The organism is Citrobacter tructae, assembly GCF_004684345.1.
GTDB lineage: Bacteria > Pseudomonadota > Gammaproteobacteria > Enterobacterales > Enterobacteriaceae > Citrobacter > Citrobacter tructae.
Genome location: NZ_CP038469.1, coordinates 1,007,563 through 1,021,378 on the forward strand (window position 1 = coordinate 1,007,563; position 13,816 = coordinate 1,021,378).

Genomic DNA, 13,816 nt, shown 5'->3' on the forward strand with positions numbered 1-13,816 from the left:
TTCCCATATTGTCGTTTATTTACCGTTTCCGGCGAGAGTGTCGCCTTCACGCGTCAGCCACCAGGCCCCTAAAATCGGAAGTGTTGTTACCAGCATCACCAGCAATGCCACAACGTTGGTAACCGGTACATCACGTGGACGTCCCAGTTGATTGAGTAGCCACAGCGGAAGTGTTCTTTCATGTCCGGCCGTGAACGTTGTCACGATGATTTCATCAAACGACAAGGCAAACGCCAGCATGCCCCCAGCCAGCAGCGCCGATGCAAGATTCGGTAGCACCACGTAGCGGAAGGTTTGCCAGCCATTCGCCCCCAGATCCATCGATGCTTCAACCAGACTCCATGAGGTTCGACGAAAACGGGCCACGACGTTGTTAAATACCACCACAACACAAAACGTCGCATGCCCCACCACGATCGTCAGAAAGCCCGGCTCCAGATTGATGGTTTTAAAAGCAGTCAGAAGTGCCAGACCGGTGATAATGCCCGGTAGCGCGATTGGCAACAGCAGCAACAGCGATATTGCGTTCTTGCCAAAGAAGTCCCGCCGCCAAAGGGCCGCCGCCGCCAGTGTTCCCAACACCAGAGCGATGGCCGTCGACAGTGCGGCAATTTTAAGTGACAACGTCACGGATTCCAGAATGTCGCTACGTTGTGCCGCCACGCTAAACCAGCGCAGCGTGAGCCCCTGCGGCGGAAAACTAAAGGCGGCTTCCTCGGTATTAAAAGCATAGGCGGCAATGATGAGGATGGGAAAGTGCAGGAAAATTACGCCACCCCATGCAGCCAGTTTGAGTAATAACGGTGCGCGTTCAGAGTGCATCAAACGCTCCCAGACGCTTCACGAACGCCAGATACAGTGCGATTAACACAATCGGCACCAGAGTGAATGCCGCCGCCATTGGCATATTGCCGATGGCGCCTTGTTGCGAATAGACCATGTTCCCAATGAAATACCCCGGCGGCCCCACCAGTTGCGGCACAATAAAATCACCCAGCGTCAGTGAGAAAGTAAAGATTGAACCTGCGGCAATACCGGGGATAGCCAGCGGAAGCACCACATAGCGGAAGGTCTGACGCGGACGTGCGCCTAAATCCGCCGAAGCTTGCAGCAATGAAGGAGGTAACCGCTCCAGCGCGGCCTGCACGGGCAGGATCATAAACGGCAGCCAGATGTAAACAAAAACCAGAAAGCGCCCTAACCCTGAGGTTGACAGCGTATTGCCACCTACAGCAGGTAACGTCAGGAAGGAGATCAGTAGTGGTTCCAGTCCAAGATGGGTTAAAAACCACTGCGCCACGCCGTCTTTAGCCAGCAACAGCGTCCACGCGTAGGCTTTAACAATGTAGCTAGCCCACATCGGCAACATCACGGCAATGTAAAAAAAGGCTTTCATTTTGCCGCTGGTGTAACGCGCCATATACCACGCCATCGGAAATGCCAGAATGGCGCTGGCGATGGTTACGGCGACTGCCATGGTCAGCGTGCGTAAAATGATGTCGTAATTGGCCGGGTTAAACAGCGCCTGTAGATTCGCCAGCGTCAGGTCTGGCGTAACGGACATGGTGAAATCGTCAAAGGTATAAAACCCTTGCCACAGTAGCGTCAGTAATGAACCAAAGTAGACGACACCAAACCACATCAGCGGCCCGAGCAGCAGTAAAAACAGCCCCAGCCCCGGATTGCGCCAGAAATAACCCGAGATTTTATTCAGCCCGGTGGTCTTTGGAGGCGAATGTAAAACGTTCATAGCCATTCACCTCTCCTCAACCAGCGGCACCATCACGTCACGTGACCACGAGGCCATGACGTGCTGACCCGGCGACAGCGTTGACGGCAGCGTTTCTCCCGTCAGGTTCGCCTGGCTCACCAGCAATTTTTCACCACCGGACAATTTTAGCTCAAATCGCGTCGCCGCCCCCTGATACTGCACCGCCTGGATAACGCCCGGCGCCTGCACTTCGCCACCAGAATCATTCAGGCGAATGTGTTCCGGGCGCAGGGAGAACATCCCTTGCAGGCCGCACACATTCGCCGACATCGCCGTATCAAAGACGTTTGACGTGCCGACAAAGCTCGCCACAAATGGTGTGCGCGGACGCATATAGAGTTCACGAGGTGAATCGACCTGCTCAATACGACCGTTATTAAACACCGCCACGCGATCGGACATCGACAGGGCTTCCCCCTGATCATGGGTGACAAAAATGAACGTGATACCCAGGGATTGCTGTAATTTTTTCAGCTCAAGCTGCATCTGTTCACGCAACTTAAGATCCAATGCCCCAAGCGGTTCATCCAATAGCAGAACGCGCGGTTCATTAACCAGCGCACGGGCGATCGCCACGCGCTGACGTTGTCCACCAGAAAGCTGTGACGGTTTACGCTCAAAAACGAAGCCGAGCGCCACCTTTTCCAGCGCTTCACGCGCCCTGGCATGGCGCTGTTTTTTATCCATCCCTTTGACCATTAACCCGTAGGCCACGTTGTCGAGGATCGACATATGCGGAAACAGCGCGTAATCCTGAAATACCGTGTTTACGTCCCGTTCCCAGGGCGGCAACTCACTGGCCTGCTTACCAAAAATGCTAATTGCGCCGCCTGACAGCTGTTCAAAACCTGCAATCAGGCGCAGGCATGTGGTTTTGCCGGAGCCGGATGGCCCCAGCATGGAGAAAAACTCACCATCATTTATCGCAATACTGACCCCATCGACGGCACGAACATCCCCGTACAATCGCGAGACATTGTCAAATTCCACTGCGTACGTCATAAAACCCCCAGCGGAATCAGCGACCGCCCATAATGGCTATGTAATCCTGTGTCCAGCGGCTATAAGGAACAAACTTCCCTCCTTCTGCGATTGGCGTTTTCCAGAAAGCAATTTTGTCGAAGTAGCTATAGCCATTAGTTTCACACCCTTTTTCACCCAGCAGTGGGCTGGCTTTGCAACCTTCAGGCACGACCGGCAGCGATCCAAACCAGGCAGCAACGTCGCCCTGAACTTTCGGGCTTAATGACCAGTTCATCCATTTGTAAGCGCAGACCGGATGTTTCGCTTCGCTATGCAGCATGGTGGTATCAGCCCAGCCGGTGACGCCCTCTTTAGGAAAAACGGTGGCGATAGGTTGGCCTTCACCTTTCAGGGCGTTAGCCTGATACGGCCAGGCACTGGAAGCCACAACACCTTCATTTTTAAAATCACTCATTTGCACGGTGGTGTCATGCCAGTAGCGGTGGATCAGACCATGTTGATCGCGCAGGACCTTGATGACAGCCTGATACTGTTCTTCGGTAAGCTGATAGGGATCGGTAATGCCCAACTGTGGCTGAGTGGCTTTGACGAACAGCGCGGCATCCGCAATATAGATCGGACCATCGTAAGCCTGGACGCGCCCTTTATTACTTTTTCCGTCAGGTAGTTTTTGTTCAACGAACACCACTTTCCAGCTATCTGGCGGCGTCGGGAACGTTTTGGTGTTGTACATCAGCAGGTTTGGCCCCCACTGATACGGCGTGCCGTACACTTTTTCGCCAACGTTAAACCATTCGCCTTTGACGACACGCGGGTCGATGGTCTTCCAGTTTGGGATGAGCGTGGTGTTAATGGGCTGGACACGTTTGCCCATAATCAGACGTAATGACGCGTCGCCCGATGCCGTAACCAGGTCATACCCGCCTTTTGCCATCAAGCTGACCATTTCGTCTGAGGTAGCCGCCGTTTTCACATTAACCGCGCAACCGGTTTCCTTCTCAAACTGCGAAACCCAGTCGTATTGTTTATCCGTTTGACCACGTTCGATATAACCCGGCCAGGCAATAATATCCAGGCGTCCTTCCGGCTTATCTAATGATGTTGGGGGTTGGGCTGCGTGAGCGGTCATCAGCGTCATACTGAGCGCACACAGGCTCGTGAGGGCAAATTGCTTGCTCATAACGTCTTACTCCTGTCGAAAAAATAATGAGCGGCAGCCTTGCCGTAAATATATGTCCTTTCCTAAAAGTAGTCGGGGTGTCGTCTGCGTTCCTGCTGGCGCAAGGAAATTTAATCAGGTTGTGAGCTAACGCTCATTACGCTACCGATTGAGACAGAGCGACTTAATCTTCTGGAGTATAGACAAGGGGTTAGGTGCAGAGGTGGCAATAATAATAACTATTGATATTTTGTATGGTTGTACCTGAAAGAAATAACACTGTGATTTCGCAGGCGCTATTTCAAAAATAAGAATGCGCTATTCTTTTATATTGAATAGCGCGCTCAATATTATTTCATCATCTCACGAATTAATTTCCCAAGCTGTTTCACCGCCTGCTCCTCGCGTTCACCCCAGTTCCATGCGGTATTGAAGCGAAAGAAGCGTGTCCAGGTCCCCGATGTTGAAAACATTTTCCCCGGCGCAATGCTGATATGGTGCGCCAGTGCCTGTGTACTGAGCTCACCGGCATCAAGCGGTTCGGGCAGTTCGAGCCACAGAAAATAGCCGCTGTCGCTATGGTGAATGTTAACTTCCGCCGGAAGATGGCGCAGCAGCGTTTGCCAGGCTTGCTGTTTGCGTTCTGCCAGTTGACGACGTAGCCGACGCAGATGCGCGTCATAACGCCGGGTAGACAGGTAATCCACCAACGCGAGCTGCATTGGGGAGCTGGTTGACAAGGTGCTCATCAACTGGAGTCGTTGAATACGCCGTGCATGCTTCCCCGCCGCCACCCAGCCGACGCGAAACCCGGGCACCAGGCATTTTGAAAACGATGAACAGTGCAGCACTCTGTCGCCGCGATCCCAGGCTTTGGCGGGCAGCGGTTTTTCACGGCCAAAATACAGCTCGCTGTAAACATCATCCTCTATCAGCATCACATTATATTTTTCCAGCAGTGCGACCAGATGCGCCTTTTTCTCTGCGCTGAGCGTAAATCCCAGCGGGTTTTGGCTGTTGGTCATCAGCCAGCAGGCTTTCACCGGATACTCTTGCAGCGCCTGCTCCAATGCGACAAGGTCAATCCCTTCTTTCACATCAGTGGCAACAGACAGTGCTTTCAAACGCAGTCGTTCGAGTGCCTGCAACGCGCCATAAAAACAGGGATTTTCGACAATCACCCAGTCGCCGGGTTCGGTCACTGCCTGCAGACTCAGGTTAAGGGCTTCCAGCGCCCCGGCGGTAATCACTATTTCATCCGGCGAGATGGTGATCCCCTGCTGGGCATAGCGACGCGCAATGGCATAACGCAGTTCGGCATTCCCCGGCGGCAGGTTTTCAATCACGCTCATTGCCGTTGCCGTCTTGCTCACCTGCGCCAGTGAGCGGTTAAGCTGTTGCAGGGGAAATAAGCGGGGATCGGGAAAGGCTGACGCAAACGGCATAACCGTAGCATCCCGGCTGGCCTGTAACATGTCAAAAATATAGGTGTTGATATCGACCGCTTCGTCGCGTACGACCTGTGCCTGCGGGATCCCCGCCTCACGTTCGGGGCGTGCGGCAACATAGTAACCGGATTGTGGTCGGGCAATGATTCGTCCCTGACTTTCCAGCAATTGATAGGCGTGGCCGACGGTCATAAAACTCATACCGCTGGTCATCACCTGCTCGCGTAAAGAAGGCAGACGATCGCCGGGTTGCCAGACGCCAGAGGCGATTTGATCGCGAATTTGTTCCGCCAGTCGTTGATATTTTTTCATGATAATTCTCGCGGTCCAGATGCAGGTAACGCCCGCAGTGTATATCAGTTAATAAAATTAACAATATTATGGCAACTGTTATGGTAAAACGTTTTACAGCATGGCTAACGAAAGTTCTTTGCCCAGCACGCGTGCGGCAATCTGCACGGCATCAAGCTTCCAGATTTCATATCAGTTCCAGCAACGGATAACATCGCCACAACTGTTATGGTTAAAAAGAACTGTTCTGTTTCTGCCCCCTACCGTTCCCCAGGCTTAGAATTGCGCTAAATCAATTTTGCCTGCGGAGTTAAGCATGTTCGGTCTTGACGCGTTTCACCTGGCGCGCATCCAGTTCGCGTTTACGGTGTCGTTTCACATCATCTTTCCGGCCATAACTATCGGTCTTGCTAGCTATCTGGCGGTACTTGAAGGCCTGTGGCTGAAAACCAAAAATCCCACCTGGCGTTCGCTGTATCATTTCTGGTCGAAAATTTTCGCCGTTAACTTTGGTATGGGCGTGGTTTCTGGCCTGGTGATGGCCTATCAATTTGGCACCAACTGGAGCGGATTTTCCGAGTTCGCCGGGAGCATCACCGGACCGCTGCTGACCTATGAAGTGTTAACCGCATTCTTCCTGGAAGCGGGTTTCCTTGGCGTAATGCTGTTTGGCTGGAACCGTGTGGGCCCGGGCCTGCACTTCTTCGCCACCTGTATGGTCGCGCTGGGAACCATTATCTCTACCTTCTGGATCCTGGCATCAAACAGCTGGATGCAAACGCCGCAGGGCTACGAAATTGTCAATGGACAAGTAGTGCCGGTGGACTGGTTTGCCGTCATTTTCAACCCTTCATTCCCTTATCGATTACTGCACATGTCCGTCGCAGCATTCCTCAGCAGCGCCCTGTTTGTCGCGGCGTCGGCGGCCTGGCATTTATTACGTGGGAATAATACCCCGGCAATTCGCGCCATGTTTTCTATGGCGCTGTGGATGACGTTGATTGTTGCCCCGTTGCAAGCGCTGATTGGCGACATGCATGGGCTGAACACCCTTAAGCATCAACCCGCTAAGATTGCCGCCATTGAAGGCCACTGGGAAAACCCGCCTGGCGAACCCACCCCGCTATTGCTGTTCGGCTGGCCGGATATGGAACAGGAGCGCACCCGCTACGGGCTGGCAATCCCGGCGCTGGGCAGCCTGATCCTGACTCACAGTCTGGATAAACAGGTTCCGGCCCTGAAAGAGTTTCCAAAAGAAGACCGCCCCAACTCCACCATGGTGTTCTGGTCGTTTCGCATTATGGCGGGCCTGGGCATGTTGATGATCCTGCTGGGCACCTTCGCGCTGTGGCTGCGCTACAAACAACGCCTGTACACATCACGTCCTTTCCTGCGCTTCGCGCTATGGATGGGGCCTTCAGGCCTGATCGCCATTCTGGCTGGCTGGGTTACCACCGAAGTGGGTCGTCAGCCGTGGGTCGTTTACGGCCTACAGCGCACGGCTGATGCGGTTTCCGCGCACGGTTCCCTGCATATGAGCATCAGCCTGCTGGCCTTCTTTGTGGTGTACAGCTCGGTCTTCGGTGTGGGCTACAGCTATATGATCCGCCTGATCCGTAAAGGGCCGCAGGAAGATGATCCGTCTGTTCCGCCAACGGGTACTCCTGCACGACCGCTTTCAGCTGCGGTCCTCAATTCTCAACCGGAGGCACACCGCTAATGGGTATTGATTTATCAGTTATCTGGTTCGTTATCATCGTGTTCGCCACGCTGATGTATATCGTGATGGATGGTTTCGACCTCGGGATTGGCATTTTATTTCCGGCTATTCAGGACCCTGACGATCGCGATGTGATGGTTAACAGCGTCGCGCCGGTCTGGGACGGCAATGAAACCTGGCTGGTGCTGGGTGGCGCTGGCTTGTTTGGCGCCTTTCCTCTGGCCTACGCGGTGATCGTCGACGCGCTGACCATCCCCTTAACCCTGATGTTAATCGGCCTGATTTTTCGCGGCGTAGCCTTTGAATTTCGCTTCAAAGCGACGCCCGCACACCGGCCATTCTGGGATAAAGCGTTTTTATGCGGCTCGATCCTCGCGACCTTCACCCAGGGCATTGTCGTCGGTGCGGTGCTCAATGGATTCTCGGTCACAGGGCGCAGCTACAGCGGCGGGCCTTTCGACTGGTTCACCCCGTTTACGCTATTTTGCGGCGTGGGTCTGGTGGTGGCCTATGCGCTGCTGGGTGCGACATGGCTGGTGATGAAAAGCGAAAACCCGCTGCAGGATAAAATGCGCAGCGTTGCCAAAAAGCTGCTGCTGGCACTGCTGGTGGTAATTGCCATTATCAGCCTGTGGACGCCGCTGGCGCACAGTGCGATTGCTGAACGCTGGTTTAGCCTGCCAAACCTGTGGTTCCTGATGCCGGTTCCACTACTGGTTGCGCTAATTAGCCTGTGGCTGTGGCGTTCACTGGGCCAGCAACACAGTCATGCCTTGGCGTTTATCCTGACGCTGGGATTGATTTTCCTCGGCTTCAGCGGCCTAGGGATCAGCATCTGGCCGCATATTATTCCGCCGTCCATTACTATCTGGCAGGCAGCAGCACCGCCGCAAAGTCAGGGCTTTATGTTGGTGGGTGCGCTACTTATTATCCCGATAATCCTCGTGTACACCTTCTGGAGCTATTACGTCTTCCGCGGCAAAGTTCAACATGGTGAGGGGTATCATTGATGCAACAATCAATATGGAAACGCCTGATGTGGCTGGTGATCCTGTGGGGCGGCAGCGTGCTGGCCCTGGCCGCCGTCGGCATGTTTTTTCGTGTTCTGATGACGGCAGCCGGCTTTAAGTCCTGATTCCCTCCCAGATAACAACCGGGTAGCGCTGCGCTTCCCGGTTGTAACAAATCCTAACGTTAGATAAACAAAAATGTAAAAAACATCTAATTGGCGAAACAGAGATTGCCATTTATCCGATTAAAATATTGAATAGTCACTCGACGAAACTACAGCCATTTTTGTTAAAACGTACCAGAGGGTGCATGATGTTTAAGAAAGGGTTAACGGTGTTATTGCTGACCAGCGCGCTTTTCTCCGGCCAGCTTTTCGCTACTAATCAGGGACATGAATATCTTCAGGTACAGGATGCCGATCACTTATTACGTCACACAGCTGACAGCGATGAATTGCGAATGACGGCGGAAGACTCCGCCGCCGATCTTCGCGAGCACCATCACTGGCTAAAATCACGCAAACCCGATACCCATCAAAGCTAACGCTTAGCCTTTACGCTTTGGCAGCGTTTTCATCAGTTCATCCGGGCTGACGGAGGCCACGATACTGCCCGGCAACGGCATTTTCAGAATGTGATGTTTCATCTTGCCGATCACGTGCATTTCGCACGGTCGGCAATCAAATTTCAGCGTCAGTACGTCGTCACCGTTAACTAACTGCATCGGCGTCGCTTTCCAGCTTTTGATGTTACCTTTGGCCTGTTTCGGGCACAGATTAAATGCAAAACGCAGGCAGTGCTTGGTGATCATTACTGGCACTTCACCTTTTTCCTCATGCGCTTCATAAGCGGCATCAATAAGCTGAACGCCATAACGGTGGTAAAACTCGCGCGCTTTGTGGTTATAGACGTTTGCCAGGAAGCTTAGATGCGTTTGCGGATAAACCGGCGCAGGATCGGCAACCGGTTTGCGACAGCCACGCTGATAGCTGGCCAGCCGTGCGGCATCAAGCATCTCTACGGCTTCACGACGCAGTTGATTAAGCTGACCGTTCGGCACAAACAGCGCGCCCGGCAGATTGAGCTGAATATCGCGGGCGTAATACAGCGTCTGTCCAAGCTTTGCCAGCCCCTCCTGCAAATTGCCCAGCGCTTTTTCCGCGTTGTTCGCTTCCTCAAACTGACCGTCCAACGTGTGGGTGATGCTCACGCCGTCTTCGCTGGTGAGTGTCAGGATCAGCTGTTCCTGCCAGCCCCCCAGTTCAATATCAACCGCCACGCGGCGCTCACTGGACGTTTTGGTTAACGCCTGCTGCCAGTTATGATCGAGGTTACGATTCAATGGATGATGCGGTCGCACTTTATGCAGGTCGGCAGGCATTTCATTCGGCCAGACCCGATATCGGTTGTTCCCCATTTTCTCGACGGTATTGGCGCGAAACCCGACCACATCGCGCTTGATCAGCACGTTCAGGCCATCACCGTTAGCTAGCGGTTCCGTCACGTCAACGTCAAGGTAATCTTTTGCCACCTTCAGCACTTCGCCTACCGGTAAGCCAATGAATTTCGGCGAGTCGAATGCGCCGATATCGCCTTTGCGGGCGGTGACAAAATAATCGGTGCTGCCACGGTGAAACGTTTTATCTGTGGAGGGAGTAAAGAAATGTTCAGTACGACCAGCAGAGGCGCGGGCCAGATCGCCTCGCTCGTCGATAATCGCGTCCAGCATCTGGCGATAATGAGCGGTGATGTTCTTCACGTAACTCATGTCTTTGTAGCGGCCTTCAATTTTGAAGGAGCGAACGCCAGCATCGATTAATGCGCCAAGGTTGGCGGTCTGATCGTTATCTTTCATCGACAGCAGGTGTTTTTCGTATGACACCACCCGCCCCTGATCGTCTTTCAGGGTATACGGCAGGCGGCAAGCCTGGGAACAGTCACCACGGTTAGCGCTGCGCCCGGTCTGAGCATGGGAAATATAGCACTGGCCGGAATACGCCACGCACAACGCACCGTGAATAAAAAACTCAATGGTTGCGTCGGTTGCCTGATGAATAGCGCTAATTTGCTCCAGGCTCAGTTCACGCGCCAGCACAATCTGGCTAAACCCAACGTCGCCGAGAAACTTCGCTTTCTCAACGCTGCGAATATCACACTGGGTGCTGGCATGCAGCTCAATGGGCGGAATATCCAGCTCCAGAATCCCCATGTCCTGCACAATCAGGGCATCGACGCCTGTCTGATACAGATCGGTAATCAACCGCTGGGCAGGTTCCAGCTCATCATCATGTAAAATCGTATTCAGCGTCACAAAGATTTTCGCCCCATAGCGATGGGCGAAAGGCACCAGTTCAGCGATATCCTTCAGGCTGTTACTGGCATTATGGCGCGCTCCAAATCCGGGTCCACCAATGTAAACGGCATCTGCACCGTGCAAAATGGCTTCGCGCGCAATCGCGGTATCACGGGCCGGGCTTAACAATTCAAGACGATGAGGTTGCTGAGGCATACGGTTGTTACCATCCAAAAGCGGTAAAATGGCGGCTATTGTAGTCAGAAGCGCGACGTTTCGAAATAGTTTTCCCGATTAAGTGCGTGGGTAATGGATGAGCGAATGAAAGTGAACCGTCTGTTCGCTGCTGTTTCGATAACTGTGTGCAGTATCCCCGGCAAAACGCACCCCTTCACCGGTTTTTAATGTTCGCCACGTGCCATCTATGTACATATCCAGCAGGCCATTAATCACCACCACATGTTCAATAACGCCAGTCTCATGCGGGGTAGATTCACTGAGCGCGCCAGGTGCCAGCAGTATCGAAAAATGGTCAAAGCACAGTAGTGGATCCCACGGGAACAGCGGCGTGACGATCATCGCCTGCTGTTGAGGATCAAATACGGGCGCGCTGTCCGCTTCCGGCAGCGAGATAAAGGTCGAAAATGGGACGTTCAGTCCAGTGGCGATTTTCCATAACGTCGCCACCGTTGGGCTGGATTCATGGCGCTCAATCTGCCCCAGCATGGCTTTTGACACGCCGGTCTCCTGCGCCAGACGCGAAAGGCTCCATTCCCGCTGCTGACGTAATGTCCTGAGCGTGGTCGCCAGATAGTGGGTGACATTGTCCATTCGTTTGCTCCCTCAATCTTGTGTGGCAAAGGCATAGCTTATCACTTGTGCGCTATAACGCACAGTGCTACAGTAATCGACCGTTATAACGCACACTGAGTCGCTATGCGCACATTTTCACTCCCTTTACCTACCGTACTGTCTGGTTTCGTTGCCGTACTGGTCGGCTACGCTAGTTCGGCGGCAATTATCTGGCAAGCGGCGATGGCCGCCGGGGCAACCACCGGGCAAATTGCAGGCTGGATGACCGCGCTAGGCATAGCGATGGGCGTCAGCACGCTGGCGCTAACCTTATGGTACCGCGCTCCAATATTAACTGCCTGGTCAACGCCCGGCGCGGCGCTGCTGGTTACCGGTCTGCAGGGTTTAACCATTCAGGAGGCAATTGGCGTCTTTATTGTCGCCAATGCGCTGATTGTCCTGTGTGGTGTGACTGGACTGTTTGCCCGCCTGATGCAGGTTATTCCTCACTCGCTGGCGTCAGCGATGCTGGCCGGGATCCTGCTGCGTTTTGGCCTGCAGGCATTCAATAGCCTGAACAGCGAACTCCTGCTGTGCGGCAGTATGCTGCTGGCGTGGCTGGTGCTCAAAGTTCTGGCACCACGTTATGCGGTGATCGCTGCGATGTTGGTGGGAATAGTTATCGCCCTGATAAAAGGTGACGTTGTCACTACAGATATTAATGTTTCACCGGTGATGCCTGAATTTATCGCTCCCCACTTTTCTCTCGCCCACAGCATCAGTATTGCCCTACCGCTGTTTCTGGTGACGATGGCCTCACAAAATGCCCCCGGTATTGCCACGATGAAGGCCTCCGGCTATTCATTACCTGTTTCACCGCTGATCGTTTTCACCGGCCTGCTGGCACTGTTGTTTTCCCCATTTGGCGTCTATTCCATCTGTATTGCCGCCATCACCGCTGCGATATGCCAAAGCCCCGAAGCGCATCCGGACGCGCAGCGACGTTGGCTCGCGGCAGCGGCGGCTGGCGTCTTCTATCTTCTGGCTGGCGTGTTTGGCGGTTCGGTCACCGGATTAATGTCGGCCCTGCCGGTAAGCTGGATCCAGATGCTTGCCGGTTTGGCTTTGCTCGGGACGATTAGCGGCAGTTTGTATCAGGCCCTGCATCATGAAACCGAGCGCGACGCGGCGATTATCACCTTTCTGGTCACTGCCAGCGGTTTGACGCTGCTGGGGATTGGTTCTGCATTTTGGGGATTAATTGCCGGAGGGCTGTGTTACACGGTGCTGAGATTAGCGCGACGCACGTAGTTGCGAGGGCGTCTTACCCGTCACCTGTTTAAAGCGGTTGCTGAAGTGGCTGGCGGAGCTGAATCCGCAGGCCATCGCGATATCCGATAAGTTGCGGGTAGAATAACAGACCAGCTGCTGCGCCACTGCCATACGACGCTGCATTACATACTGATGGGGTGCCATGTTCATCGACTGGCGGAACATGCGGGCAAAGTGAAAATCGCTCAACGCCGCTTCACTCGCGAGATCGCTCAGCGTGATGGGATACGCCAGATGCGCCTCGATATAGGCCAGCACATTACGTAACGTGACGGGCGCAAGCCCTCCTGTGACCACCGGCGGACGCCATTGTACGTTACTGTAATGCTGGATCAGGTGCGTTAATAACAGCGAGGACGCGGCACTGAGCGTGAGATGATTAGCGGGCTGTTGCCAGTCGTTGCCGAGTAAAAACTGGCGGTACACGGCGGTGATCCCCGGATCGCTGCCGAAGGTATGTTCGTCCAGCGTGAAGCTAAAAGGGCTTTTGTCCCAGACCTTCTCCCCGACTTCGCGCAGATGTGCGTCGGTACAGTAGAGATGAACAAAGGAGAGATTGTCGCGAATGTCCCAGCTGGATTCGCTCTCTTTAGGCATCAGGCAGAAACGGTCCGGACCACCGCCGTTCTTCCAGCCGCCGGCTGTCTTGTGATAACTCTCGTAGCCATCTGCCACATACAAACTAAGCGTATGGTGATCGCAATATTGGGTAATGGTATCGCGTTTATTCGACCATGCCGCCAGCTGGATCCCTGAATGTAACGCAACCGATTCATGCAACACGGCATTATGTTTGCGTAAGTTTTCAAAGGCATCGTAAGGCTGAGGCATACCACCACTTTCAAAAGACGTTGTTAGCAGATTTTTAGTCTATCTCAGCAACAGGGTGTTAACAGCCCTCTTTTCAACTTTGCACGAAAAAAAGCGCAAGATTTTGCAAGTCACCCGCAATCTGATGAAAGCGCTCGCAGAGATGACGTGGCACATTCTGCCTCTGAATAGCCAAAATGAGAGTG

13 protein-coding genes are annotated in these 13,816 nt (G+C 53.6%); 5 read left to right on the forward strand and 8 right to left on the reverse strand.

Going from position 1 to position 13,816, the window contains the following annotated elements; translation table 11 throughout:
* Positions 1 to 15: 15 nt before the first annotated feature.
* The 5 genes from E4Z61_RS05360 to E4Z61_RS05380 form a co-directional block, all read right to left on the reverse strand.
* The gene (locus tag E4Z61_RS05360; protein ID WP_135321878.1) at positions 16 to 822 is read right to left on the reverse strand and encodes an ABC transporter permease; all 807 of its coding nucleotides are present in this window, start codon (positions 820 to 822) and stop codon (positions 16 to 18) included.
* A complete protein-coding gene (locus E4Z61_RS05365) occupies positions 812 to 1,756 on the reverse strand; it encodes an ABC transporter permease (protein WP_135321879.1) in 945 nt (314 codons plus the stop codon). Before E4Z61_RS05365 ends, E4Z61_RS05360 begins: the two co-directional genes overlap by 11 nt.
* Positions 1,757 to 2,773, reverse strand: coding sequence for an ABC transporter ATP-binding protein (locus E4Z61_RS05370; RefSeq protein WP_135321880.1), 1,017 nt, complete (start codon positions 2,771 to 2,773; stop codon positions 1,757 to 1,759). It abuts the gene before it with no gap.
* Between the two features lie 16 nt (positions 2,774 to 2,789).
* Positions 2,790 to 3,935, reverse strand: coding sequence for a putative ABC transporter substrate-binding protein YdcS (gene ydcS, locus E4Z61_RS05375; protein ID WP_135321881.1), 1,146 nt, complete (start codon positions 3,933 to 3,935; stop codon positions 2,790 to 2,792).
* A gap of 329 nt (positions 3,936 to 4,264) precedes the next feature.
* Positions 4,265 to 5,674, reverse strand: coding sequence for an aminotransferase-like domain-containing protein (locus E4Z61_RS05380; RefSeq protein WP_135321882.1), 1,410 nt, complete (start codon positions 5,672 to 5,674; stop codon positions 4,265 to 4,267).
* A 295-nt stretch (positions 5,675 to 5,969) separates the two neighbouring features.
* On the opposite strand from E4Z61_RS05380, the gene E4Z61_RS05385 reads away from it, so the two are divergent.
* The 4 genes from E4Z61_RS05385 to E4Z61_RS05400 all read left to right on the forward strand — a co-directional run bounded on the left by E4Z61_RS05385 (position 5,970) and on the right by E4Z61_RS05400 (position 8,927).
* The gene (locus E4Z61_RS05385; RefSeq protein WP_135321883.1) at positions 5,970 to 7,373 is read left to right on the forward strand and encodes a cytochrome ubiquinol oxidase subunit I; all 1,404 of its coding nucleotides are present in this window, start codon (positions 5,970 to 5,972) and stop codon (positions 7,371 to 7,373) included.
* Entirely contained in the window at positions 7,373 to 8,383 is a 1,011-nt protein-coding gene (gene cydB, locus E4Z61_RS05390) for a cytochrome d ubiquinol oxidase subunit II (protein ID WP_135321884.1), read from the forward strand. The genes E4Z61_RS05385 and cydB overlap by 1 nt, the downstream gene beginning before the upstream one ends.
* The gene (locus E4Z61_RS05395; RefSeq protein ID WP_135321885.1) at positions 8,383 to 8,508 is read left to right on the forward strand and encodes a DUF2474 domain-containing protein; all 126 of its coding nucleotides are present in this window, start codon (positions 8,383 to 8,385) and stop codon (positions 8,506 to 8,508) included. The genes cydB and E4Z61_RS05395 overlap by 1 nt, the downstream gene beginning before the upstream one ends.
* Positions 8,509 to 8,696: 188 nt before the next feature.
* On the forward strand, positions 8,697 to 8,927 hold the full coding sequence (locus E4Z61_RS05400) for a DUF2554 family protein (protein ID WP_135324880.1): 231 nt from the start codon (positions 8,697 to 8,699) through the stop codon (positions 8,925 to 8,927).
* Between the two features lie 3 nt (positions 8,928 to 8,930).
* Here the strand turns inward: E4Z61_RS05400 and E4Z61_RS05405 are convergent, their stop codons facing one another.
* Both E4Z61_RS05405 and E4Z61_RS05410 read right to left on the reverse strand, forming a co-directional pair.
* A complete protein-coding gene (locus E4Z61_RS05405) occupies positions 8,931 to 10,892 on the reverse strand; it encodes a peptidase U32 family protein (RefSeq protein WP_135321886.1) in 1,962 nt (653 codons plus the stop codon).
* A gap of 78 nt (positions 10,893 to 10,970) precedes the next feature.
* On the reverse strand, positions 10,971 to 11,507 hold the full coding sequence (locus E4Z61_RS05410; RefSeq protein WP_135321887.1) for a helix-turn-helix domain-containing protein: 537 nt from the start codon (positions 11,505 to 11,507) through the stop codon (positions 10,971 to 10,973).
* A gap of 105 nt (positions 11,508 to 11,612) precedes the next feature.
* Here E4Z61_RS05410 and E4Z61_RS05415 point away from each other — a divergent pair, with 105 nt between their 5' ends.
* Entirely contained in the window at positions 11,613 to 12,779 is a 1,167-nt protein-coding gene (locus E4Z61_RS05415; protein ID WP_135321888.1) for a benzoate/H(+) symporter BenE family transporter, read from the forward strand.
* Here E4Z61_RS05415 and E4Z61_RS05420 read toward each other — a convergent pair.
* Positions 12,762 to 13,631 (reverse strand): AraC family transcriptional regulator, encoded by an 870-nt coding sequence (locus E4Z61_RS05420; protein ID WP_135321889.1) that lies wholly within the window; start codon positions 13,629 to 13,631, stop codon positions 12,762 to 12,764. The genes E4Z61_RS05415 and E4Z61_RS05420 overlap by 18 nt on opposite strands.
* Between the last annotated feature and the right edge of the window lie 185 nt (positions 13,632 to 13,816).

Bases quoted from the DNA above. Each gene is read 5' to 3' on its own strand.
- E4Z61_RS05360 (WP_135321878.1), bottom strand. From the start codon at position 822: ATGCACTCTGAACGCGCACCGTTATTACTCAAACTGGCTGCATGGGGT.
- E4Z61_RS05365 (WP_135321879.1), bottom strand. From the start codon at position 1,756: ATGGCTATGAACGTTTTACATTCGCCTCCAAAGACCACCGGGCTGAAT.
- E4Z61_RS05370 (WP_135321880.1), bottom strand. From the start codon at position 2,773: ATGACGTACGCAGTGGAATTTGACAATGTCTCGCGATTGTACGGGGAT.
- ydcS (WP_135321881.1), bottom strand. From the start codon at position 3,935: ATGAGCAAGCAATTTGCCCTCACGAGCCTGTGTGCGCTCAGTATGACG.
- E4Z61_RS05380 (WP_135321882.1), bottom strand. From the start codon at position 5,674: ATGAAAAAATATCAACGACTGGCGGAACAAATTCGCGATCAAATCGCC.
- E4Z61_RS05385 (WP_135321883.1), top strand. From the start codon at position 5,970: ATGTTCGGTCTTGACGCGTTTCACCTGGCGCGCATCCAGTTCGCGTTT.
- cydB (WP_135321884.1), top strand. From the start codon at position 7,373: ATGGGTATTGATTTATCAGTTATCTGGTTCGTTATCATCGTGTTCGCC.
- E4Z61_RS05395 (WP_135321885.1), top strand. From the start codon at position 8,383: ATGCAACAATCAATATGGAAACGCCTGATGTGGCTGGTGATCCTGTGG.
- E4Z61_RS05400 (WP_135324880.1), top strand. From the start codon at position 8,697: ATGTTTAAGAAAGGGTTAACGGTGTTATTGCTGACCAGCGCGCTTTTC.
- E4Z61_RS05405 (WP_135321886.1), bottom strand. From the start codon at position 10,892: ATGCCTCAGCAACCTCATCGTCTTGAATTGTTAAGCCCGGCCCGTGAT.
- E4Z61_RS05410 (WP_135321887.1), bottom strand. From the start codon at position 11,507: ATGGACAATGTCACCCACTATCTGGCGACCACGCTCAGGACATTACGT.
- E4Z61_RS05415 (WP_135321888.1), top strand. From the start codon at position 11,613: ATGCGCACATTTTCACTCCCTTTACCTACCGTACTGTCTGGTTTCGTT.
- E4Z61_RS05420 (WP_135321889.1), bottom strand. From the start codon at position 13,631: ATGCCTCAGCCTTACGATGCCTTTGAAAACTTACGCAAACATAATGCC.